The sequence below is a fragment of the Candidatus Leptofilum sp. genome, from assembly GCF_965223285.1.
Lineage (GTDB): Bacteria > Chloroflexota > Anaerolineae > Promineifilales > Promineifilaceae > Leptofilum.
This window is the reverse complement of the sequence record NZ_OZ244997.1, coordinates 5,185,000-5,209,900: the sequence shown is the minus strand read 5'-3', so window position 1 is coordinate 5,209,900 and position 24,901 is coordinate 5,185,000. Positions and strand designations below refer to the sequence as shown.

At 54.0% G+C, this 24,901-nt stretch carries 14 protein-coding genes and 1 pseudogene; 9 read left to right on the top strand and 6 right to left on the bottom strand.

Annotated features, from left to right (window positions below; translation table 11 throughout):
* The first annotated feature begins 82 nt into the window (after positions 1 to 82).
* From ACOQPU_RS23440 to ACOQPU_RS23430, 3 genes are all read left to right on the top strand, one after another.
* On the top strand, positions 83 to 4,852 hold the full coding sequence (locus tag ACOQPU_RS23440) for a protein kinase domain-containing protein (protein ID WP_420642255.1): 4,770 nt from the start codon (positions 83 to 85) through the stop codon (positions 4,850 to 4,852).
* A gap of 294 nt (positions 4,853 to 5,146) precedes the next feature.
* Complete coding sequence (locus ACOQPU_RS23435; RefSeq protein ID WP_420642254.1) at positions 5,147 to 6,625, top strand: LCP family protein; 1,479 nt, start codon at positions 5,147 to 5,149, stop codon at positions 6,623 to 6,625.
* 130 nt (positions 6,626 to 6,755) lie between these two features.
* Entirely contained in the window at positions 6,756 to 7,916 is a 1,161-nt protein-coding gene (locus ACOQPU_RS23430; protein ID WP_420642253.1) for a methionine aminotransferase, read from the top strand.
* A 1-nt stretch (position 7,917) separates the two neighbouring features.
* Here ACOQPU_RS23430 and ACOQPU_RS23425 read toward each other — a convergent pair whose 3' ends face one another.
* Positions 7,918 to 8,739, bottom strand: a complete 822-nt coding sequence (locus ACOQPU_RS23425; RefSeq protein WP_420642252.1) for a SirB1 family protein — start codon at positions 8,737 to 8,739, stop codon at positions 7,918 to 7,920.
* Between the two features lie 37 nt (positions 8,740 to 8,776).
* Positions 8,777 to 9,742, bottom strand: a complete 966-nt coding sequence (locus tag ACOQPU_RS23420; protein WP_420642251.1) for a helix-turn-helix transcriptional regulator — start codon at positions 9,740 to 9,742, stop codon at positions 8,777 to 8,779.
* Between the two features lie 327 nt (positions 9,743 to 10,069).
* Between ACOQPU_RS23420 and ACOQPU_RS23415 the strand changes: the two genes are divergently transcribed.
* The 6 genes and pseudogenes from ACOQPU_RS23415 (at position 10,070) to feoB (ending at position 19,381) form a co-directional block, all read left to right on the top strand.
* Positions 10,070 to 11,212, top strand: coding sequence for a response regulator (locus ACOQPU_RS23415; RefSeq protein ID WP_420642250.1), 1,143 nt, complete (start codon positions 10,070 to 10,072; stop codon positions 11,210 to 11,212).
* A 44-nt stretch (positions 11,213 to 11,256) separates the two neighbouring features.
* Entirely contained in the window at positions 11,257 to 12,474 is a 1,218-nt protein-coding gene (locus ACOQPU_RS23410; RefSeq protein WP_420642249.1) for an McrC family protein, read from the top strand.
* Between the two features lie 129 nt (positions 12,475 to 12,603).
* Positions 12,604 to 13,239, top strand: coding sequence for a sulfotransferase (locus tag ACOQPU_RS23405; RefSeq protein ID WP_420642248.1), 636 nt, complete (start codon positions 12,604 to 12,606; stop codon positions 13,237 to 13,239).
* A gap of 251 nt (positions 13,240 to 13,490) precedes the next feature.
* A complete protein-coding gene (locus ACOQPU_RS23400; RefSeq protein WP_420642247.1) occupies positions 13,491 to 15,893 on the top strand; it encodes a heavy metal translocating P-type ATPase in 2,403 nt (800 codons plus the stop codon).
* A 107-nt stretch (positions 15,894 to 16,000) separates the two neighbouring features.
* Positions 16,001 to 17,035 (top strand): FeoA domain-containing protein, encoded by a 1,035-nt coding sequence (locus ACOQPU_RS23395; protein ID WP_420642246.1) that lies wholly within the window; start codon positions 16,001 to 16,003, stop codon positions 17,033 to 17,035.
* A 55-nt stretch (positions 17,036 to 17,090) separates the two neighbouring features.
* Positions 17,091 to 19,381, top strand: a pseudogene (gene feoB, locus ACOQPU_RS23390) (ferrous iron transport protein B).
* Between the two features lie 36 nt (positions 19,382 to 19,417).
* Here feoB and ACOQPU_RS23385 read toward each other — a convergent pair.
* The 4 genes from ACOQPU_RS23385 to ACOQPU_RS23370 are packed head-to-tail and all read right to left on the bottom strand — an operon-like array spanning position 19,418 to position 24,901.
* A complete protein-coding gene (locus tag ACOQPU_RS23385; protein ID WP_420642245.1) occupies positions 19,418 to 19,933 on the bottom strand; it encodes a hypothetical protein in 516 nt (171 codons plus the stop codon).
* Positions 19,934 to 19,947: 14 nt separating this feature from the next.
* Complete coding sequence (locus ACOQPU_RS23380) at positions 19,948 to 21,921, bottom strand: UvrD-helicase domain-containing protein (protein ID WP_420642244.1); 1,974 nt, start codon at positions 21,919 to 21,921, stop codon at positions 19,948 to 19,950.
* 7 nt (positions 21,922 to 21,928) lie between these two features.
* Positions 21,929 to 23,719, bottom strand: coding sequence for a DEAD/DEAH box helicase (locus ACOQPU_RS23375; RefSeq protein WP_420642243.1), 1,791 nt, complete (start codon positions 23,717 to 23,719; stop codon positions 21,929 to 21,931).
* A 24-nt stretch (positions 23,720 to 23,743) separates the two neighbouring features.
* On the bottom strand, positions 23,744 to 24,901 hold the full coding sequence (locus ACOQPU_RS23370) for a M20 family metallopeptidase (protein WP_420627178.1): 1,158 nt from the start codon (positions 24,899 to 24,901) through the stop codon (positions 23,744 to 23,746).

Genomic DNA, 24,901 nt, shown 5'->3' with positions numbered 1-24,901 from the left:
CTGTCTTCCAGGCAAATCAATTGCTCGCCAGAAAAGAAAAACAGCCCATTAGCCGCAACATCGAGTCGTGTAAAACAATCTTGTGAACAATCAATCTGACCTCACTGGACGCACCTTTGGTAAATACAAACTGTATAATCGCTTGGGCATCGGGGGGATGGCCCGTGTTTACAAAGCATATCAAAGCAATCTAGACCGATACGTTGCCTTGAAGGTGCTGCACGCCTATCTGGCCGAAGAGGATGAATTTATCGGCCGTTTTGAGCGTGAAGCCGCCGCCGTGGCCCGTATGCGGCATCCCAACATCGTGCAGGTGTTCGATTATGACATCGAAGGGGACAGCCGCTACATGGTGATGGAGTATATTGAAGGGCCAACCCTCAAAGCCGAATTAGACCATCGTGACTTAAGCGGCATTCCCTTTACCTTTGATGAAATCAACCATATCATCACATCCCTGGCCAAAGCATTGGTGTATGCTCACACACGCGGCATCATCCATCGAGACATCAAGCCTGCCAACATCATGTTTACCCTGGATGGCGACGTGGTGCTAACCGACTTTGGCATTGTGCGCATGGTGGGGCTGCCCCGCTACACGCTCACGGGCATGGTGGCTGGCACGCCCACCTACATGGCACCGGAGCAAGCCCAATCCCTCACCATCGATCATCGATCGGACATCTACTCGCTTGGCGTGATTTTGTACGAACTCATAACCGGACACACGCCATTTTCCGGCGATACGCCCATGGAAATCATCAAAAAACATGTTGATGAACCGCTGCCAGAAATAGACGCGCTTGAACCAGTTCCCCCGGAAGTTGAGCAAGTCATCAATAAAGCGATGGCCAAAGACCCAGATGAGCGGTTTCAAACGGCCGTATCCCTCGCAACCGCCCTGCAAGCAGCTCTGGGGCAAACGGCCGTTACCCAAACCACCGTTACCCACATGCAGCCATTGGCAACGGCCGTATCTACCCGCACCGATCCGGCCACACCCGTTCTCTCCCCCACCTTCCAAATGCCAGATACCAGCCCCTACCGAGGGCTATTTGCCTTTGGCGAAGAAGATGCCGCCAACTTTTTTGGCCGCGAAGCGTTTAGCCAACGCCTGCTAGACACCGTTGAAAGACAACGCCTCCTGGCTATCGTTGGGGCTTCTGGCAGTGGCAAATCTTCCGTAGTTTTTGCCGGATTGGTCGCCAAACTGCGCACCAACCGTGATTGGCACATCATCACTCTTCGGCCAGGGCCACAGCCGTTTCATGCCCTCGCCGCGGCCCTGGTTGCCCACCAGCAGCCCACTCTCAGTAAAAACGAGCAGCGCATAGCAGCAAGCCAACTCGCCAACGATTTACGCTTCAAAGAGGTAGCGTTGCTGCCCCTGTTACGCCAAATTTTAGACCAGCACAAACCAACCAAACAGCTGCTCATCGTCTCTGACCAATTTGAAGAAATTTACACCCTCTGCAACGATCCCCAACTGCGTCGCGCCTTTTTAGACTTGCTTTTAGAGGCAGTAGATGTGGCCCAATTCCGCCACTTGCCCCACTTTACACTGGTACTCACCTTGCGAACTGACTTTTTAAGTCAGGCACTCACCTACCGTCCCTTCGCCGACGCCCTACAAAACGCCGACATCAAACTTGGCCCCATGACCCGCCGCGAGCTAAGCCAAGCAATTGCCAACCCAGCCCGCCGCTTTGGCTTGCTATTTGAAACAGGCCTGGTTGCCCGTATTTTGGATGATGTGGGTGACGAGCCGGGCAATCTCCCGCTGCTGCAATTTGCCCTGACGGAGCTGTGGGACAAGGCGCGTGAAGGGTATTTAACCCACGAAGGCTACGAGGCCATTGGCGGCGTCGAGGGTGCGCTGGCTCGGTATGCCGATCAGGAATTTAGCCAGCTCACCGCAGCTGAGCGGCAGCAAGCGCGGCGCGTTTTTATCCAAATGGTGCGCCCCGGTGCAGGCACGGAAGACACACGTCGCTTGGCCGAGCGCAGTGAATTGGGGGAAAGCAACTGGCAATTGGTGCAAAAGCTGGCCAATGCCCGTCTGGTGGTCACCAGCCTGGCCCCCAACGGCCAGGAAACGGTAGAAGTGGTTCATGAAGCCTTAATTCGTGGCTGGGGGCAGCTTCGGGCCTGGATGGACGAAGATCGTGCCTTCCGAGCGTGGCAAGAGCGGCTACGGGCGGCCTTGCGCCAGTGGCAGATGAGCGAATTAGACAGCGACGCACTGCTGCGCGGCGCGCTGCTGGCCGAAGCGGAGGGGTGGCTCAATGAGCGCGAATCATTTTTGAGCCGGGAAGAGCGGTTTTTTATTAATGAGAGCTTGAAACTGCGCACGGCCGCTCAAGCAGCATTGGAAGAAGAGCAATTGGAACGGCAGCAAGCCGCAGCCCAGGCGCGTGTTGCTCGACGTTTAAGCTGGTTAACGGCCGCTTTGGTTATTACGATTGTTTTGTTGCTCATTGTGGCCTTTTCGGCTATCAACAGCAACCAGGTTGCCCAAGCCAACGCCGCTACGGCCCAAGCCAACGAAGGCACGGCCGTTGCGCTGCAAGAAGCGTCTGAATTTAGCCAAGCAACCTCGGTGGCTGCGGAAGCGACTGCCCGCGCCGATGCCAGCTTGCGCGCCACGGCCGAATATGCGGCTGGACAGGAGCGTGAGATTGCTGAACTCAGTGCGCAGGATGCCATTGCCGCCCAGGAAACGGCCGTCTTCAGTGCCAATGAGCTTGCAACGGCCGTCGCCATTGCCGAGGAGAACGCTCAGGAAGCTGAGAATCAATCTCGCCTGGTAGGTGCCCGCGAGCTAGCAGGCATTGCCACCGACCAACTCAACAGCGACCCGCAGCTAGGGCTGCTGCTCTCGCTAGAAGCAGTGAATCTTACCCAATCGCTGGGTTTGGCCGCGCCAGAATCAGCCGAAGATGCCCTGTTCCGCGCCATGCAAAGCTCACAGCTACAGCGCATCTTCTCTGGCCATACCGGGGGCATCAACGATGTCGCTTTCAGCAGTGACGGCCGTTTGCTGGCCACAGCCAGCCAGGATACCGAGATCAAGCTGTGGGACGTTGGCTCCGGGCAGGAGATTGGCGTTTTAACCGAGCACGGTCGAGCTGTAAATGCCGTCGCCTTTAACCCGGACAGCACCATTCTGGCTACAGCCGGTGACGACGGCTTTATTATTTTGTGGAACACGGCCACCCAACAGCTTGTGGCTGTGCTAAATGGGCAAGAAGGTGCCGTAACCGACCTTGCCTTCAACCCAGCCGGAGACCGCTTGCTGGCCAGCTACGACAGCAGTGCTCTGCGGCTGTGGGACGTTGGCAATCGGCGTTCATTGCTGCGGTTGCTCGGGCACACCAGCCGCGTTCAGGCAGTGGCCTTCAGCCAAGACGGCCGTCGCTTTGCCTCTGGTGGGGCAGACGGCCGTATCATCATCTGGAACGGGGAGTCGGGAGCGTCGCTGTTCTCAATTGAGCCATCTAGCGGCAGCGACAGCCAGCTTATCCAAATAAACGGATTAACCTACAGTCCAGACGACGCCTACCTGCTGGCGGCCAATAGCAACGGCACGGCAGCCGTCTGGAGTGCCAACAATGCGTCACTCGTTTTTAGGGTAACTGGACATGCGGTGCAGCTAGACGATGTGGCTTACAGTCCGGATGGTTTGTTGTTTGCCACCGCCAGCAGCGACAGCACGGTAAAGGTTTGGAATGCGGCGTCCGGGCAAGCATTATACACACTTCCTGGCCATACCAACGGCGTAACGGCCGTTGCCTTCCATCCAACCGAGCCGCAGCTTATTACCGGCAGCGGCGACAGCACAGCTCGCCTTTGGCGAACCGAGTCAGGGCTTTCGCCGCAAATTTTATCTGGGCACACGGGCACAATTAGAACAATCAGTTTCAGTGCAGACGGCCGTTTCCTGGCAACAGGCGGTGCCGATGAAACAGCCCGCATCTGGCGTACAGAGGACAATACGCAAGTTGCGGCTTTTACTGACCACAATAATGTGGTGAATGATGTCGGTTTTGCGCCTAATGGTGCCCTGTTGGCCACCGTCAGCGACGACCAAAATGCGCGCCTGTGGGACATCGCCAGTGGCGAAATCAAACTACCGGTGATGAACCATCCGGCAGTGGTCAATGGCGTCGCCTTCAGCCCGGAAGGCACCGTTCTGGCCACCACCGCCGCCGATGGCATTCTTCGCTTTTGGAACCCGGAAGACAACAGCTTGCAGCTTCGTCTGCCGTACGGCAGTGAACTTACGAAAGTGAGCTTTAGTCCGGATGGTAGCCTGGTGGCGGCAGGTTCTGTGGACGGTACGGCCGTTATCTGGAGCGTCGTTACCAATGAGATTGTGCAGACGCTGGCTGGGCATGAGGGGGCTGTGAATGACGTGGCCTTTAGCGGCGACGGCCGTTTCTTGGCCACCGCCAGCAGCGACGGCACGGCTCGCCTCTGGTCGGCGGAAAACGGAGAAGCGTTGCGCGTCTTTTCTGGGCATGGCGGGCCAGTGCTCAGCGTGGCCCTCAGCCAGGATGGCAACCGCCTGGCCACGGGCAGTGCCGACCGCACCACCAAGCTGTGGGACACCGCCACTGGACAAACCCGCCGCACCTATTTAGGGCACACGTCTACGGTAAATGATGTGGTGTTTGATCCTAGCGACGGCCGTCTGGCCACCGCCAGTGCCGACCGCACCGCCCGCATCAACACACTGGAAACCGTGCAAAACCTCTTTGAACGCGCTAAGTTCTTGGTCACGCGCTCCCTCTCAGCGGACGAATGCACCCAATATTTGCGCGGTCGTCCTTGCTTATCTTTCTTTCCTTAAGATCATTATGGCTCTTCAGGCATGGTTCAAAGCAACACAATTTTCCTTTACAAATTTATCGCCGCGATGACCGCCCGCACGAGGGTGCTTCGCACCCCGTGCGGGGAACCTGTTGGGGTTTTTTCACTTTTTGGGGGTGAGACACCCCCAAAAAGTGAAAAAACCCATCTCCTCAGCGTCGCCAGGCGCGAAGCGCCGAGGCGACGCCGCAACGGTGGCTGCGCTTAAACGAAGTATGTTAAGATGATTTAACTCAATATGAACCATGCCAAAATTGCCAATGATGAATGACAAATGAAACAACAAACAGTCTGGTTTTACCTGGTCACGCTGTTCCTGCTGGGAGCAGCCTGCCAAACATCCGCCACGTCGCCCCTGCCAACCCCGGTTGCAGCCATCATTTTGCCAACAGAAACCAGCGCCAGCCCTCTTTTGCCCGCAACGGCCGTTCTCACCGCCACAAGCATGACCCCAAGCCCAGAAAGCCGCCCGTCCGCGACGGCCGTTCTCCCAACAACCACCCCCACCGCCGCCGCAACCGCCACAATACGGCCGTACCCCACCCTTGATTACGCAGTCGCCACTCCTGCAACGGCCGTGCCTTCCCCCGTGCCGCCCTTCCCCAAGCCAGCGCACATTACCAACATCGTCCTGCTGGGCAACGACGTAAAATACGCCCAGGGTGGCCGCACCGACAGCATCATCATCGTCTCCATCAACCGCCAAACGAAAACGGCCGTTTTGCTCACCGTGCCCCGCGATCTGTACATCGTCATTCCCGGCTGGAAGATGACCCGCATCAACCTGGCACTGCCCCACGGTCACGGTGCGAACTACCCTGGCGGCGGCGGTGGCCTCATCAAGGACAGCATCGAATACAACCTCGGCATCCCCATTGATTATTACGCTCGGATTGGCTTTGATGGCTTTCGGCAGGTGGTAGACGCGCTGGGCGGCGTAGAGATTATCAACAACTGCCCCCTCACCGACTGGCGGTTGAGCGCACCAGACCTCAACCCAGAATTAGAAGAAAGTTGGGAGCAGTTCACCCTAGAACCAGGCATCCACCAGATGGATGGCGATTTGGCCTTATGGTACGCTCGCTCCCGCCGCACCACCAACGATTTTGAGCGCGGCCAGCGGCAGCAACAGCTTTTACGCGCCATTTTTAACCAGGGCTTGCGCCTGGAATTGCTGCCAGAACTGCCCCAATTGTGGCAAACTTACCAAGAAACCATTGAAACAGACATGACCCTGCCCCTGCTGTTAGAGTTGGCAGCGTTGGCACCAGCCATTCAGGAAAACGGCATCCAGCATCTTGTTTTGGCGGGGGAAAGTGTACAGGCTTGGCGTGAACCGGGCAGCGGTGCGGCCGTTCAACTATTGCAGTGGGAAGAGGCGTCGGCCATACTGGCGCGTGTCATGCAGCCGCCAACGCTCAGTCGCGCCAATCGGCCACCGCTAAGGGTAGAAGTTGTTACCGACGATGCCATCATGTATCGGCAAATGGCGCACAATTTGGCCTGGTATGGCTTTGCTCCCAGTTGGAGCCAACCTACGGAATCGCTCCCCGCCCACACCCGCATCGAATACTTTGCGCCCAATCGCAAAGAATCCTACGATTGGCTTTTGAGCTGGCTCTTTCACCAGCAGCCGGATGACATTGTGCTCATGCCAACAGCAGAGCAAAGCAACATATACCGGGTCACCCTAGGCACAGATGCCAACCCTTGCCTTTCCCAGCTAGAAGCCCCACTGGGGGCAAACGATTAGACCATTTTGTCTGAGTTGCGGAGACGGCCGTTCTCTGCCACAATTCCGCACCCAAAAAATTTAGTAGCTGGTGGTTAGTGGCTAGTTGCTGACTAGCCACTAACCACCAGCCGCTATTCAGGAGACCCACATGAGTTATATGGCGCAGCGGGTGGCTGGCTTTGGCACTACCATTTTCACCGAGATGACGGCTCTGGCCAACGAACACCAAGCCATCAATTTGGGGCAGGGCTTCCCCGATTTTGCAGCGCCAGATTTTATGAAGGCAGCGGCCGTTGCCGCCATTGAGTCCGATATTAACCAGTACGCGCCGGCAAACGGCCGTCCGCACCTGCGGCAAGCCATCGCCCAAAAAGTGCAGAGCTTTTACGGTATAGACGCCAATCCCGACACAGAAATCACCATTCTGCACGGCGCAACCGAGGCCATCTTTGCCACTGTTTTGGGCTTGGTGAATCCTGGGGATGAAGTGATCGTCTTTGAGCCATTTTACGACTCGTATGTGCCAGCTATCAAAATGGCAGGCGGCATTCCCCGCTTTTACACGCTGCGCCCACCAACTTGGCAAATTGATGCAGGCAACTTGGCAATGTTGTTTAACGACAAAACCAAGCTGATCATCGTCAACACGCCGCACAACCCAACCGGGAAAGTCTTTACAAAAGCAGAGTTAGGGCTGATTGCCAATTTATGCCAGCAGCACGATGTGCTGGCAATGACCGATGAAGTGTACGAACATCTCGTCTTCGACGGGCACCAGCACCAAACGCTGATCAGCTTCCCCGGCATGGCGAGCCGCACCATCATGGTTTCTAGCCTGGGCAAAACGTTTAGCGTGACGGGCTGGAAGATTGGCTGGACTGTTGCCCAGCTAGAGCTGACGCAAGCGATTTTTCGGGCGCACCAGTTTATGACATTTTGCGGGGCGGCGCCGTTGCAAGAAGCGGCGGTTACGGCCGTTTCCCAACCCCCATCCTTCTACAGCCAGCTAACTGATTTTTACACCCGCAAGCGCAACTTCCTGCTAGATGCCCTTAAAAGCGTCGGGTTAAAGTCCATTGCGCCTCACGGCACTTATTTCATTATGGTAGATATTTCACATCTGGGATTTGCAGATGATGTCGCTTTTTGCCGTTACCTTACCAGCGATATTGGCGTGGCGGCGATTCCCCCCAGTGCCTTTTACCACAACCCCGCCGACGGCGCAGGATTGGCGCGCTTTGCCTTTTGTAAAGAAGAAAAAACCCTGGTCGAAGCTGCCAAAAGGCTGCAACGGCTCAAAACTGGCTAATCTAATTCTGGCTCGCCCACTTGTCCAATGCCTGGGCAATGCCCTGGCGAATGGTTTGGGCATCGGCGGCGTTTGGTGCTTTTTGCAGATAAGCATCTAGCAACGTCGCAGCGTGGTGCATATTGCCCTGCTGGTAATGAATTACGCCCAGCTCACGCAAATGATGCGGATTATTTGGCTGGATATGCTGCATTCGTCCGACTACGGCGATTGCCTCTGCCCATTGATGCCGCTGGGTAAAGATGATGCGCAGGTTGTTGAGCATACGCGCAAGGATGTCGTGGGTGGAAACGGCCGTTAGCCACTCTGTCTGAAATGCTCCTGTGTACCCCACCGTCAACTCTACCAAACGCGCACAATCCGCCGCCGAAAGCCGCCCACCCCCATGAAACGGATCAAAAAAAAGGGAATTACCCTGCGCAGCCACCCCAACAATAAAGTGACCCGGCAGACCCACGCCAAAGGCTGGCAGCTGCAATCGTTCGGCAATTGCCAAATACAGCACAGAGAGTGAAATGGGAATGCCCAGTCGCCGCTCCAAAATATCGTTCAGATAGCTGTTGCGGGGATCGTCATAAACGGCCGTATTCCCTCGAAACTGCTCTTGCTTAAACAAAAAGTCACTCAGCAGCTCGGCGCGAACGGCCGTTGAATCATTCAGACGCACCCGCGCTGCCGCCCGGTCGGCCAAATCATCAAGTTGTCGCAAACTTTTGGGGATGTCTAGCTGGGGGTAAGCCAGCTCCTTAGCCAGCAGCAGTGCCGCATGAGGAAGATCGGGAAACGGCCGTTGCACCATTTCTTTAAAAGTAAGTTCAACCATACCTAAATTTTATCCAGATTGCGAGGGGGGTTCAAATTTACAGCGAACGTTCAGCGTATTGCGCCGCTGCCCGTTGCAGCTCAGAACCAATCTGCGCCCGTAGCCAGGTTGGTGCCAGCACCTCCACCTGCGCCCCCCAACTGCGAATAAATGGCTGCATCTCCTGTGGCTGAGCCACCTGCACCCGCAGCACACATCCTCCATCCTCTTTTTTTTCCAGCTTTTGGGTGGGATGCCACTGCCGCTCATGAATATGAGGCGTGACTTCCGGCGTAAACCGAAGCACCACTTCTGTAATTTCGCTGCCGGCCATAATCCGCCAGCCAGAAGCCAAATGGCTTTCCAAATCAAACGCCTCTGGTACTGTGAAGCTCTGCTTCAGCAACATGGCACTTTCCAACCGATCTAGTTTGAACGTGCGAATATCTTTGGCCCAATCGTCATGCCCAATCACGTAAATTCCGGAGGGCGTTGGCTCTAAGGCATAGGGGGCAATGACTCGTTCACGTAGCTGCCCACTGCGTGGCGAACGGTAACCAATGCGTACCTTATGCCCGGTGCCCCATCCTTCGGCCAATGCTTCCAGCACGGCAACCTGTCGGTGGCTGTCATTTAGCGTTTGCACGCGATCAGCCGCCCGCTTTAGGTGGGGCGAGATGGCTTTGGGCAAGGTAATCGCCAATTTGCGTAAAGCGGAGGTTACATGCGGGTTTCGCTCGTCGATGGTGCGAGCCAGCAGCAGCCCTGCCAATGTGAGGGCTATGGCTTCATGAAAGGTGAGGTGAACGGTGGTGAGATAGCGGGTGCGATTCATGCCGAAACGGCCGTCTTTCTGCCAAATTGGTAAACCTTGTTCACACAAAAAATCAACGTCCCGGTACACGGTTCGGCGATCCACCTCCAGCTTGTCTGCCAATTCCGTCGCTCGCAAGCCGTCAGCGGTTAGCAGCAGTAACTGTTCAATGCGTCGCAATCGTGATGTGCGTGATGCCAGACGTGACATGGTTTCTCCTGAGATTTTATTAGCTCACTTGTTCTATTTTGCCCTGAAACCACCTCTCTGTCAACGGTCATTTTGCCAAGTGCAATTGTGGATTGATTGGCTTGACAGGTTCGGCTATAGTTATTTGAGCGTATCGGAAACGTTTCTTGGTAGCGTAAAAGCCGAACAGGATATAGAGTCAGAGCAGCCTCACCTTTGGCTTTTGCCAGGGCAATCCATTGTAGATGCCATTTGTGCTGACAGATTTTTGTTTTCATAATATCCCAACGGGTATTTTGTTGAATCGGCATAAAATGTGAAAGAAATAGCGCAGTATCAATTAAAGTCATGAGCAATGAAAACCAAATAGCCGTCCTGCTGATTGAAGACAACCCGCACGATGTGCAGATCATACAGAGAATGCTGCACCGTGCCGCTCTTTCGCATCCAGCACCGACAGCAATCAATTTAACGGCCGTTTCCCGATTAAGCGACGCTTTGACACAACAGCCCCAAACCACTTTTGACGTCATCTTGCTAGACCTTTGCTTGCCAGACACAACGGGGCTGGATGCTTTCCCCAAGCTAAAACAAAACTACCCCACAACGCCCGTGATCATTTTAAGTGAGCAAGCGCAACATCAATTAATTATGGAGGCAGTACAGTTTGGTGCCCAAGATTACTTGCCCAAGAATGATCTCAGCACCAATTTACTGCTCAAAACAATCCATTACACAATAGAACGGCACCGACTCATGCTGGAACTGCGCCATCGGGCGGATGAGCTTCAGGATCAAAATTTGGCACTCAACGATTTCGCCCACACCGTAGCCCATCAAATTCAAGGGTTGCTCAGCCAGATGGTTGGGTATGCCAGCCTCGTCGATTCACATTATCAGGAAGACCTAAGCACCCCGGCAAAGCAGGCGGTAGATCAAATCATGCAAAGTGGTTACAAAATGAATAATGTAATCACCGAGCTGCTATTTTTGGCCAGCATGCGCTCTGAAAATATTCAGGTCAATATGTTGGACAACAAGCGCATCCTGGCAGAAGTTTTTAAGCGGCTACGCTACCAAATTCGTGAAAAGAAAGCGGTGATTAAAGTGCCTGAAAGCTGGCCCCAAGCCGTAGGGTACGCACCATGGATTGAAGAGGTATGGCTCAATTATTTAAGCAATGGCCTGAAATATGGCAGCAAAGAAGGCGCGCCCCCCGTGCTGCAGCTTGGGGCCACACCAGAAGAAAATGGCATGGTTCGGTTTTGGGTAGCGGACAATGGCCCAGGCATTTCAAAACTCGATCAAAAGCGTTTATTCAAGCCACACACACGCGTTACTTCTAAAAAAATCCGGGGGGAGGGGTTAGGTTTGTCCATCATTTGGCGCATCATCAAAAGCAGTGGCGGCAAAGTAGGCGTCGAAAGCACAGAAGGAAGTGGCAGCTGTTTTTGGTTTTCATTGCCGGCAAATATGCCCATTCAGGAATAATCCCTAACGCTTGTCCCCTCGCCAATGTTTGATACCATCTGCGCATGGTCAACATAGAAACCCAGCCCCCAACCCTGCATCTCACCGAATTCCAGACGCTCACGCTTCCAGAAACTGCCTTGTCTGGTGGGCTTGGGGAGCTGCTGTGGCGTACGTTGGATCAAACGGGGAAAAAGCTGCTCGTTACCTTCCCTTCTCCCAAAACGGATGGCGAGTGGCAGCTCACGGCGCAAGGTTGGGTTGGGCAAATTCATATGCCCCATCAACTAACGCTGCGTATTTTGCCCAAAGTGCCAATGGCCCGCATTTTTAAGCTGTGGGAGATGGCTTATGATTTGCAACTGGCAGAACTGGGGGATGGGGTCACGGCCGTTTCTGCCATCCCTGACTTTTTTAGCCTATTAGCCCAAATATTGGCCCAGTGGGTGATCCGGCGCGGACGGCAAGGCTTCCAAAAAGCGTATTTGCAACAAACAGCGGCACTGCCCTACGTGCGCGGCAAGCTCCTGCCGCCGCGCACTGCCGCTGCCAGCCCCACTGTGCAGCTCACCTGCCGCTTTGATGCCCACACGGCCGATATTCCCGACAATCAAATTGTGGCCTACACCTTGCACCAGCTTGCTCGCAGTGGCCAGTGCAACCCTATGGCACAAACGGCCGTTCGCCAAGCGTATCATCTGCTGCAACCATTGGTAACCATGAGGCCTTTCCAGCCGAGCGACTGCCAAAACCGCAGCTACGGCCGTCTCAACCAAGATTATGCTACGCTGCATGCCCTCTGCCGCTTCTTTTTAGAACATACAGGCCCGCGCCTGGCAACAGGGGAGCATCAGCTCATGCCCTTTTTGCTGAACATGGCCCAGCTATACGAACGCAGCATTGCCAACTGGCTACAAGCTAACCTGCAACGACCGTATCAAATCAAAGCACAAGAAAGCACCACCATCGGTGCCAACGATGAGCTGCGTTTTCAGATTGACCTGACGCTTTACGGGGAAAACGGCCGTCCGCTGGCCGTGCTGGACACCAAATACAAAACGCCGGACAAACCAAGCCAGGCAGACATCAGCCAGGTCATCACTTATGCCAAGGCTAAAAGGTGCCACCACGCTTGTCTCATTTATCCCCAGCCCCTTCCCCAGCCGCTTCATGTTACAGTGGGCGATGTGCAGCTGCACACGCTCACATTTGGCCTGGATGAATCGTTGGATGGAGCAGGTCAGCAATTTGTGCAACAGCTAAAAACACGGCTGAATCTTTAAGCTGGGCCTTAAGTGGCGAAAGGTATAAAGGGAACGGCCGTATCACAAGCACAATCATCCCATTTTGCATCTCATCCACCTGTGTTACGATTAGCTAAAATCATTACCAAAATTGACAAGGAATATTGCATGAAAGGTATCTTCAAAAAATTATTCGGCGGCAGCAAACCCGTTGTCACCGTAGTCAGCGGCTTGCCCCGCTCTGGCACATCCATGATGATGAAAATGTTGGAAGCTGGTGGCATCCCACCCCTCACCGACAAAATTCGTACGGCCGACGACGATAATCCCAAAGGGTATTACGAATTTGAGCGCGTCAAGCAGATGGATAAAGGCGACACCACCTGGATGGCCGATGCGCAAGGCAAATCAGTCAAGGTCATTTCGCAGCTGCTCAAATATATGCCCGCAGAATATGAGTACAAAGTCATCTTTATGCGCCGCAACATGTCCGAAATTTTAGCCTCGCAAAAGAAGATGCTCATCAACCGTGGCGAAGACCCTGAACAGGCCAGCGATGAGGAAATCTCAGCCTTGTTTGAAAAACATCTCAACAGTGTCATGGACTGGATGGCAGCTCGCCCTAACGTCTCTGTCATCTACATTCATTACAGCGATATGTTGGCTAACCCCACACCCCAGGTAGCCCAAATCAACGAATTTTTGGGCGGCAATATGAACATCCGCGCCATGAGCGAAGTTGTAGACCCCAATTTGTATCGTAATCGCAAGAACCGCATACAAAAAGAACAGACAACCTCATAATAACAGACACCATCACCAATTATTTTGCGGGTCTTACCAACTGGTAAGGCCCGTTTTTTGCTCATTCTGACTGTATGGGCAATGTAAAATAGCAGTACACTACAAAAGTTAACCTAGGTTAACTTTATTTGTCACACTGGTTAATTTTTTGTATAATTTACGTTAAGCTCAAGGTTGGCAACGGTTAAAATCATTGCCTTTTGCCGATAGACAAATCAGCAACTCAGTTGCGATAAGTTAGGAAAATCTGAATGACCGACAAGGAATTACATCCCAACGAAATAGAACAAGATGAAAATTGTGCTGAACTAATCAATGAAGCCATTGGTACGAAGAAAGGCATTGTGCAGGTTAGCTTGCATCCGCAAGACGGCCGTCTCGAAATCGACTACGATCCCGAAAAACTATCTGAACCGGCCGTAGAAAAAGTAGCTAAACAGGTGAGCCCCATTTTGCGTGAACGGTGGCACACTTGCACCATGCGGCTGGGCCGTCATGGAGGGCGTGCCTGTGAATCGTGCGCAGTGGGGCTAGAACGCCAGCTCGGGCAGCTTCCGGGTGTGCGACGCGCTACCGCCAGCTTCATGGGGGGGGCACTTTCCGTAACCTACAACGATCAAATCATCACGCCCGACGAAATCTCACTGCACGTACAAAAGTTGGGGGTGCCTGTAGCTCCCTCGGCAGCGGAGCTAGAAACGGCCGTATCCCCACCACCACTAACCAACCCACTGCGCCGTGCCTGGAACTGGCTGCAAGACGGCCGTCTCGAAGCCATCTTCACCCTAATTACCTTCATCACCATGATTGGTGGTCTGATTGCCGAGCAGCAGGAAGCGACCATGGCTACGACCGTGTTGTTCGTGATAGCGTACATCGCAGGCGGTACGTTTGGCTTGCAAGGCGGGCTGGAATCGCTGCGCAACCGCACTATCGACGTCGATTTGCTCATGATTTTGGCGGCCATTGGAGCCGCCATTGTGGGGGAACCGTTTGAAGGGGCGATGCTGCTCTTCCTCTTTTCGCTCTCCAACGTGCTGCAAGATTTTGCCCTGGACCGCACCCGCAACGCCATCAAGGCACTGATGGAGCTGCGCCCAGCACAGGCATTGGTGCGGCGCGGCAACCAAACCTATCTGCTGCCAATCGAAAAAGTCGTCGTCAGCGACCGCATTTTGGTGAAGCCAGGTGAGCGGATTCCGCTGGATGGGGTGGTCGTGGACGGCCGTTCCAGCATCGACCAATCCTCCATCACCGGGGAATCCATGCCCGTCAGCAAGAACGTTAGCGACAATGTGTTTGCTGGCACCATTAACAAAAATGGCAGCCTGGAAATTCGCGTGACCAAACTGGCCAAAGATTCCACCCTGGCCAAGCTCATCCAGATGGTGGAAGAAGCCCACAGCGAAAAAGCAGAGACGCAGCGATTTATTGACACTGCCGAGCAATATTACGCTATCGGCGTGATTGTGTTGACGGCACTGGTGGCAGTTGTGCCCATGCTATTTTGGCAAGAGGCGTTCAGCGAGGCATTTTACCGGGCGATGACCGTCATGGTCGCTGCCTCGCCCTGTGCCATCGTCATTAGCACGCCTGCCACGGTGCTTTCCGCGATTGGCAACGGTGCACGGCGCGGTATCTTGTTCAAAGGTGGCATCTATGTGGAAAACGCAGCCACCATTAAAGTGGTCGCCTTCGATAAAACCGGCACGCTCACCCAAGGGGAGCCAGAAGTGACAGATATCTTGCCTCTGAATGGACAAATTGGTGAAAATGATTTGCTGGCATTGGCCGCTGCTGTGGAAGCTAAATCAGAACATCCGCTGGCCCAAGCCACTGTGAAAGCCGCACAAAAACAAAATTTGAGTTGGCCCGAAGCCACCGATTTTGAAGCAACCACCGGGCAAGGGGTGCGGGCTACCGTAGCGGGACGGCAAATCTGGATTGGCAACGGCCGTTTCTTCGCCCAATTTAACCCCGCCGGACTGGAAACTGCCCAGGTTGAGCTAGACCGTCTGCAAAATTTAGGCAAAACCAGCGTCTTGGTCGCTGAGGTGGATATGGTGTCTAAAACAACTGTCTTGCTAGGCATCCTCGCCTACGCCGATGTGATTCGCCCCGACGCCCCAGACGTGGTGCGCGCCCTGCACGCCAACGGCGTAGAGCATGTGGTCATGCTCACTGGCGACAACGACGCCGTAGCGCAGCAAATTGCCAAGCAGACGGGGGTCGATGCCGTTTTTGCTGATTTGCTGCCGGAAGATAAGGTAACGGCCGTTAAAAAAGTGCGCGAGCAGTACGGCCCAGTAGCCATGGTGGGCGACGGCGTCAACGATGCCCCCGCTCTGGCCACGGCCGACATCGGCATTGCGATGGGCGCGGCTGGCACCGATGTGGCCCTGGAAACGGCCGACATCGTCCTCATGTCCGACGATTTGAGCAACATCCCCTACACCATCGGCCTCAGCCGCAAAACGCGGCAAACGCTGCTGCAAAATCTGGGCTTTGCCATTTTCATGATTGTGCTCATGCTCGGCACCATCTTTTTCTCTGGGTTGGCCTTGCCCGCTGCTGTAGTGGGCCACGAAGGCGGCACGGTGCTCGTTTCGCTCAACGGACTGCGCATGTTGGGCTACAAACCAAAGACAAGCTGATGGGTTTTGTTTGTCACTTTTTTTGTTGACAGAAATCACTTTCGCCAATTGCATATATGTGGTTAAAATAATTTTTAGCTATATCAAAATTTTGTAGGTGAAACGTGATGACAGACCCAGCTACTTTATTGCTTATTGGCACGCTCTTTTTGGTAGCAACGGCCGTTTTCCTGTGGCCAGATAACGGACTCCTCACCCGCTGGCAGCGTGCTCGCCAAATGACCGAACGCGCCCGGCGTGAGGATGTGCTCAAGCAAATTTACAAAACCCGGCAGCTTGGCCGTCGCTCCACGGTAGAAAGCATCGCCGGAGCCATGCACATCAGCACCAACGAAGCGTCTGAGCTGCTGATTAAGATGCAAGCTGCCCACCTGCTCCGGCTGCAAAACGATGACATCACGCTCACGCCAACGGGCATGGAATCGGCTCTGCATATCATTCGCGCCCATCGGTTGTGGGAACGATATTTAGCGGAAAAAACGGGCTACGGTGAAGCCGATTGGCACAGCCAAGCGGAGCTGCAAGAGCATCAGCTCACGCCAGAGGCCGCTAACGCGCTCTCGGCCAAGCTTGGCCACCCCACGCACGATCCCCACGGCGACCCTATTCCCAACGCAGAAGGAAAATATGTGGCACACGACAGCCACCCCCTCAATGAGCTATCCATTGGCGAGGTCGCACGCATCGTACATTTGGAAGATGAACCGGAAGCAGTATATGCGCAGCTCGTAGCCGAAGGGCTGCATCCAGGCCAGACGGTGCGCCTCATTGAAACAAACGGCACACGCCTTCGCTTTTGGGCGAACGGAAATGAGCACATTTTGGCTCCGATTGTGGCCCAAAACATTTCTGTGGTGTCGATGGCGGTTGAGGTTGAGGCAACGGCCGTACCTACCCAACCACCCAGCGCCCGCCTTACAGATATACCATTGGGCGAAACGGCCGAAGTCGTTCGCATCTCACCCAACTGCCGGGGTGCAGAACGCCGCCGCTTCATGGACTTAGGCATCCTGCCCGGTACCGAAATTTCCGCCGAGATGCGCAGTCCCAGTGGCGACCCCACCGCCTACCGCATCCGCGACGCCATCATCGCCCTACGCTCCAGCCAGGCGAATCATATTTATGTAAAAAGCGGAGATTAGAGAATTAGAGATTGAACGCTTTTAATCTCCAATCTCCATCTCCGAAAAGAAAACTATGGAAACCAAACGAACCGCATCACCCTCCACCGCCAACTGTGAAGGCTGCCCCATGCATAACGCAGGCAACCTCCGCAAGCTGGGCGTGAATATGGAAAATTCAGATTTTGTTATTGCCCTGGCAGGCAACCCCAACACCGGCAAGAGCACCGTTTTCAACGCGCTCACCGGGCTGCGGCAGCACACTGGCAATTGGCCAGGCAAAACCGTCACCCGCGCCGAGGGAGGCTTTCGCTACGGCAACAAACAGTACAAGATTGTCGATCTGCCCGGCACCTACTCCTTGCTCTCCACGAGCCTGGATGAAGAAGTTGCCCGTGACTTTATTTTGTTTGGCCAGCCAGACGTGACGGTGATTGTAGTAGACGCCACCCGGCTGGAACGCAACCTGAATCTGGTGCTGCAAGTGCTAGAAATCACCGACCGAGCTGTCGTTTGCCTGAACTTGATTGACGAAGCCCGACGCCACAACCTGACCGTAGATGAACGACGACTGGCGCGGGATTTGGGCGTACCGGTGGTGCCAACGGCCGCTCGGCAAGGAGAAGGGCTGCCAGAACTGCTGGCCGCCATCCATGATGTAGCCACCGGCCAATTTGTGTGCAAACCTTACCGCGCCAAATCAGAATCACCGGCCATTAAGCAAGCACTGGACAAATTGGTTCCCCAAATTGAAGCTGCGTTCCCCGGTTTGCCCAATGCCCGCTGGGTGGCCCTGCGGCTGCTCGACGGGGATGAACGCATCATGCAGGCGGTGCAAAAAGGTGAACTTGGCGATCTAACCCGACCTGAATTAGTGAGCCTGAAAGATTCGCCGGAGATGGCGAACCAAGCGATTCCGCTGGAGGTGGTCTCATGACAACTATCAATCCCACAACAGATCCAATGGACATTTTGCAAACGGCCGAATCGCTGCGCTGGGAAATCGGCCCCCAGTTTCATGAGCAGCTCATGGAAGGCATTTACACGGAAGCGACCAAACTAGCAGACCGCGCCGTGACCCGCCCCGACGAAAAACCCCGCTTCGACATGGATCGCACCATCGACCGCATCGTCACCAGCCGCATTTGGGGCTTCCCAATGATGATTTTGCTGTTCACCGCCGTCTTCTGGTTGACGATTAGCGGCGCAAACGTGCCTTCGTCCATGCTGGCCACGCTGCTCATCGACACGATGGTGCCGTTACTGCATCAGGGTGCCGACTTCCTCAACTTCCCCTGGTGGCTGAGCGGCTTGTTAATTGACGGCATGTACCTTGGCACAGCCTGGGTGATTAGCGTGATGCTGCCGCCGATGGCCATCTTCTTCCCGCTGTTTACCTTGCTGGAGGATTTTGGCTATCTGCCCCGCGTGGCCTTTAATTTGGACAATATGTTCCGCAAATCGGGCGCGCACGGCAAGCAGGCATTGAGCATGATGATGGGCTTTGGCTGCAATGCGGCGGGCGTGGTAGCCACCCGCATCATCGACAGCCCACGTGAGCGTTTGATTGCGATCATCACGAATAATTTTGCTTTGTGCAACGGCCGTTGGCCCACGCAAATTCTCATCGCCGCCATTTTTATTGGGGGCTTGGTGCCTGCTTACCTAGGTGGGCTCATTTCCGCGCTGTCGGTGGTGGGGATTGCCCTGCTAGGCGTTTTGTTGAGCTTTGCGGTTTCCTGGGGGCTGTCCCGCACCATGCTGAAGGGGGAAGTGTCCACCTTTAGCTTAGAACTACCACCGTACCGCCCACCGCGCATTATGCAAACGATTTACACCTCGATCATTGACCGCACGCTGATTGTGCTGTGGCGCGCCATTGTGTTTGCCCTGCCCGCCGGAGCCGTCATCTGGCTGAGTGCCAACGTGATGATTAGTGGTGCCAGCATTGCCGAGCATCTGATTAGCTTTTTGAATCCGGTGGGTTTGCTGTTTGGGCTGAACGGCGTCATTTTGGTGGCCTACATCGTCGCCATCCCGGCCAACGAAATTGTGATTCCCACGGTGCTGATGCTGACGGTGTTGGTCACGGGCGTGGCTGGCGGCGAGGGCGCGGGCGTGATGTTTGAGCTGGAATCGCAAGCAGACACACTGGCTTTGTTTGAGGCTGGGGGCTGGACGTTGCTAACGGCCGTTAACCTCATGCTCTTCTCCCTCCTCCACAACCCGTGCAGCACCACCATCTACACCATTTACAAAGAAACCGGCAGCAAAAAGTGGACGGCCGTTGCCGCCCTGCTGCCCTTGGTGATGGGTTTTATCGTCACCTTCTTTGTGGCCCAAATTTGGCGATTGTTTGCTGGCTAGCAAAGTAACTGGGTAATTGAGTAATTACCTCTTTACTCAATTACTTCCCTGTAAACGGCCGTTCACCGCCACAGCCCATTCATCCACGCCAAACCCACCCAAATCTGCCAAAATAGAAACCACTACTCGCCCCTGACGGAAGTTCACCATGCGAAAGCCCGTATTTTGCAACGCACACACCTCTTGCCCCACAGTGGGCGGTTCTGCTTCTTCCATTTGGGGTACAGTGCAGGTACGGGTCAACATTTCGATGGCCGCTTCTTCATCGGCCATCTCAAACAAATCGCAAAATGCAGCGGTGTTGGTAAGCCTGTTTTCGATTAGCTCAACGCCGTAATAATTTTCGATTTGGTCGGCGAGGAAGGTTTCTGGGGGAACGGCCGTGCGCGTCTCGGCAACGACAAATGGCGGATCGGCATTCACATCCCCTGGTGTGCAGGCCACCTCCGGCAAGTTAATCTCAGCTTCTTCTTCCGTGCTGCAGCCAACTATCGCCGCGCTTAACAAAATAATGCTTAACAAAAGGCCAAATCGAATCGGTTTAAGCACCATTGGGGAATAACTCCTTAATCAATCTGGAAAATCTCAGGTAAATGACCTACGTAAGTTATCACCAAACGCTGCCCTGCACGGGTGATAGCCATATATAATTTTCGCGTATTGTCCCGCACCAATTCGGCACGCTCTTCATCAGATAGGCGGATGCTCTGCTCCATTTCATACAGATCATGTGTGCCCATCAAGAACACAATGGGGCTTTCTAGCCCAGTGGCCGCATTTAAGGAACAAACCCGTATCTGATTTTGGGGATTATCTTTGCCGGGGTCAACGGCCGTATTCGCCCCAAACGCCCGGTTCAAGCGGGTGATGATGTGGGATGTTTCCTCCCGACTGGCGTGAATGATCAAAATATCTCGCCAGGGCACGCCATTTTGATGTAATTGCCGAATTTCATTGATAACCCGCGTCACTTCATCTTGTTCGCTGGTGAGCGAAAGAACAACGGGCAGTACACCGTGCGGCATGTTAGCCACATCGGGAACAACGATGTCGTCATCATCATCGGGCAATCGCCTGCGGTAAAGCAAGGTGGCAAAGTCCAAAATCTCACGGGTGGTGCGGTAGCTTTTGGTGAGGCGATGCACGCGCCCGCGCACCTCTAGCCCACTGGATAACCAGGATTGCTTCCGCTTCAAGAAGCCCTGGCTGGCATCTGCCACCAGGAAGAGATGTCCAGTTTGTGGCGTTAAAATGCGCTTGATAATCTCGAACCAAAGCGGCGCAAAAAATTGGGCTTCATCTACCAGAATAATGTCGTAATGGGGCAAGGCCACCTCGCCCTCGTGCCACAGTCGCCACAGTTGGCGGGGGACGTCTCCCCAATCCATTAGCTGCCTTTTTTGCAAGCCACGATGATAGCCTTGCATAGCAGCAAACATTTTTTGACGCATAGATTCTGTTAGGGCAAAGCCGCGTCCAGACCGGTCAGCAGACAAATAATCCGCTTCGCTAAACAGCAGCCGATCTTTGTACCAATCAATTTCATCCATGAGCATTTGTTCGGAAACGGCCGTATCCCGCAATTGCTCATGCCAAACCTGCGTGACTAAATCCAGCCGATCACGATAGCGTACCAGCTTGCGCCACTGGTTACTTCTTGGCCAATGGCGGTAGCACCAGCCCATAAACGTCCGCATCTCCACGGCTTTATCACCATCACTAAGGCGCGCATAGCGGCGACGCAAATCTTGAATAAGGGCACGATTATGGGTTAGCAGCAGGATTTTCTTGTCGGGGAACAAGCGGCGCAGCATGTGAGCGCGGTAAATTACAATGAGCGATTTGCCGCTGCCCGCCACCCCGTTAATCAGGCGCAATTTGTAATCTTTAGCCGTGTCATGCCCTGCTTTGGTTAAATTCAAATCCAGCTTCAGGGCATGTTCCTGGTCATAATCCAATAAATAGTTGTCGAGTTTGGCTTCGATATGCCGCTCTGTGGGCTGGCGCACGGTAAAAACGGAAGGCACAACCACTTCTGGCGTAAATTGCTGCCGAATTTGGTCAATTTGCTGCGGGGAGAGGGGTTGGGAGAGACGGCCGTTTAGCCATTCAGAAAAACGCGCCGGGGATAAATGCTCTTTGCCCACCCACTGAATTGCAGTTTCTTCCAGACGGACAGTTTTTAGCTGCTTTTCAGAAACATTGGGGAAGAGAACGGCTCCGGGCAAGTTCGCAATATCAGCCACAGTTTGCAAAAAATCGTGCAATCTGCTTTCTTCCTCAGTGCCAATTGCTTTGGCTGCTTCACCAAACAAATCGGGCTGCTGATTTCGCTGCACGTCTAAGGCAGTTGCCTCAGAAACGGCAAAAAACAATAAACGCTCATGCCAGATCAAGCAAAAATCTGGCCCTGACCCGTGCAAAACGGGCAGCCGCTGGCAAACAATCGCCTCATCTGGCAGCCGCTTCATCACGTTGAACAGTCGAATAACTTCTGGGGGCGAGCCCTGAATGGGCGTGGTGGGGATAAGTGTTGCCATATTATAGTTACCAATTACTTTCCCAAACAGTTGGCGTTGCTAAATCAGTCTGCAAAATGTAAGCACAGCTTTCCAACAAACTCTCTAACAAATCTACCGTTTTCTGCAAATCTGGATCTGTTGTCTTGGTATTCAAAATAAAGCGGCTGCCCACAATGATTAGCTTTTTGCGTGGGCGCGTGATCGCCACATTGAGACGCTCTGGCTGAAAATAAAAGTCGGCCACGCGGGCGGCAAAGGCGGGGTTAGAAGTGGTTAAAGAAACAATGATCAAATCCCGTTCCTGACCTTGCATTCGTTCTACGGTATCCACAACGATTTTTTGGCGAACGGCCGTATCCGGCACAAACTTCCGCAGTAAATTCCGAATCAGCCGCCCCTGCGCCCGATACGGAGCCACCACCCCAATTTCCTCAGCCGGAAAATCGCAACCCAGCAATGTGGTGATCAAATCTACCACCGCATACGCTTCCCGCTCACTGTAAAAAGAATTATTGCGATGTGCCAAATCCCAAAATAGTTTTGGTTCATCCGGGTCTAAAATATCTTCTAAACGATTGGGTGGAGATGGCAGCTCAATCTGCCGCTGCGCCGCCGTCGGAACAGACACCAGTAAGCCACCGTAAAATTGTTGGCTTGGCCACTCCGTCAAAGCCTCATTCATGCGGTAAGTTTCCGTTAACATTGTGGGGGTATGTTTCTTTAGATAACCAAACACTGAATTGCTAAAAGCTCCTCCTGTTAGGCGCGTTGTCAAAACTGGAGGGAGCTGTTTGTCATCCCCAAAAAAGATATATTTTTGCCCAGCCAACATGCCCATCACGGCCAAAGGCAGCGTAATTTGGCTGGCCTCATCAAAAATAACCGTGTCAAATGTGACCGAGCCAAGCCGCTGCGTGCGCGTGGCAAAAGGGGTAGCACCAACCACATAGCCACCCCGCTTATCAGCCAACGGCGACACGTGAAACGTCTCATAATTTTTCACCAGCAAATCTTTGGCCTGGATGGGATGCCCCACTTTGATCACGTCAATCTGGTTATCCTGCTTGTAAAGGGCGTTTAGCGCATTATTGATGGCGCGGTGCGTAAACGAACAGATCAGCACGCGCTCCCCATCGCTCACCAAAGCCCGCGCCAATGTGGCTAATACGCGCGTTTTCCCAGTACCGGGCGGCCCCTGCACTAAAAAAGCCAACTCGGTGGCATACGCATTTGCCATTGCATTACATTGATCCCAGTTGAGTTCCAGCGTTTCAGCAATTTCCAAGCCTTTTGCATAATAGCCTGGATCAATTTGAGGCTTTAATTTGCCCATCAACAGGGGCAAAATTTGCTGTCGCCCAACACCTGAATCCCCAGCCTCAGCTAGCGCGGTGGTGATGTAGCTGCTCAAATCAATGAAACCCATGTCAAGCGTCCAACCGTCTTTCACCTCAAAAACCTTGTCCCATTCCACCGGGCTCTCGCAAGAGATGATGAGTTCAGTTTCTTCATCTTCAACTAAATTGACCATGAGATGATCGTGGGCAAAAGGATTGTTGCGACTTAAACAGAGGATGTCGCCTTCACGAAAACGGGAAATATTGCGCGAACAGGTCAGCTCAATGAGCCCATCTTTGCGAATTTCTTTGAGGCCAACGTTTTCAATGGCGAAGCCTTCGGCAACGCGGGTAGAAAGTGGTTTTTCCCATTGGGTGTGAACTTGCTTGCGCTGTGCGGCCGTTTCTGTGAGTACCAAATCCCGCAACCCGTTAAGAAATTGGGCCATTTCCTGTTGACTGGCAAACTTATTATTCATCACTTTGCCCTCCTGCAAAGCAAATTAGTAGTTTTTGATTAACTCCACATGCCCCCGCAGGCTTTCGGCCATTTTGGGAATGGAGATGTGTTCGTCTACCACGTGCGCCTGGCTTTCTTCGCTGGCGGCGTAGCCAATCATGGTGAGGCCGTGTGGGACAAAGTGACGGCCGTCTGTAGCAAACTGGTAACTGCTCAATTTGGCCTCACACTCCATGCCCGCACTGATGAGCGCCTGGGCACGCTGTACTTTTTCGTCATTGGGTGGGGTGTAAAAGCCGTAGATTGTTTCGTCGGAGTCGGGAAAAGGGGTGGGGGTGGTGCAAAAACCATCTTCCAGCACGACGGGCTGAGCGCCAGCCACGCGCCGCACAAAGTCGCAGAGGCTTTGGTGGCTCTCGCTTGCCGTGCGGAAATCGAGGCAAACGCGCGTCCAGGCGGGAGTCACGTTGGTGCTTTTGGTGTCTACCTCGATAATGGTGGGGGAAACGGTGGTTTTCCCTAGCAGTTCATGTGCCGACAACTCACTTTTTGCCGCCTGTAAATCCTGCAAAAATTTAGCGAGGGCGTAGTTGGGGTTCACACCTTTCTCTGGCACGCTGGCATGGACGGAACGGCCGTTAAACTGCACCCACATCTGCGCAATCCCTCGATGACCCAACGCAATTTTATTATCTGACGGCTCACCCAAAACCACCAAGTCCACCGAATAATCCAGGTTCTCTACCCAATGTTTTGCACCCGCGCCGCCGATTTCTTCCTGCACCACGCCGCTAAAAACCACGTCTCGGCGGGGGCGGATGCCCATTCGCAGCAGTGCCGCCATGCTGTATACCTGGACCGCCAGCGGCCCCTTGATGTCGCAGGCACCCCGCCCCACAATGCGGTCGCCAACGATTGTGCCGCTGTAGGGGGGCACAGACCAGAGGCTGGGTTCGCCCGGATCGACGTGATCTAAATGCGTGTTCAAAACCAATGCGCCCAAAGATGGATCGGTGCCCCGGATACGGCCGTTTACATTCCCAATCTCGTCAATCCACACCTGATCAAAATTGAGCCGCTGCAATTCGGCCGCCACCAGCTCCGCAAGCTGCGCCTCTTCAAACGGCATACTCGGCATCTGGATTAGCCGCTGCGTAAAATCAATGCAATATTGCAAAAGGGCATCCCAATCGAGGGTCAT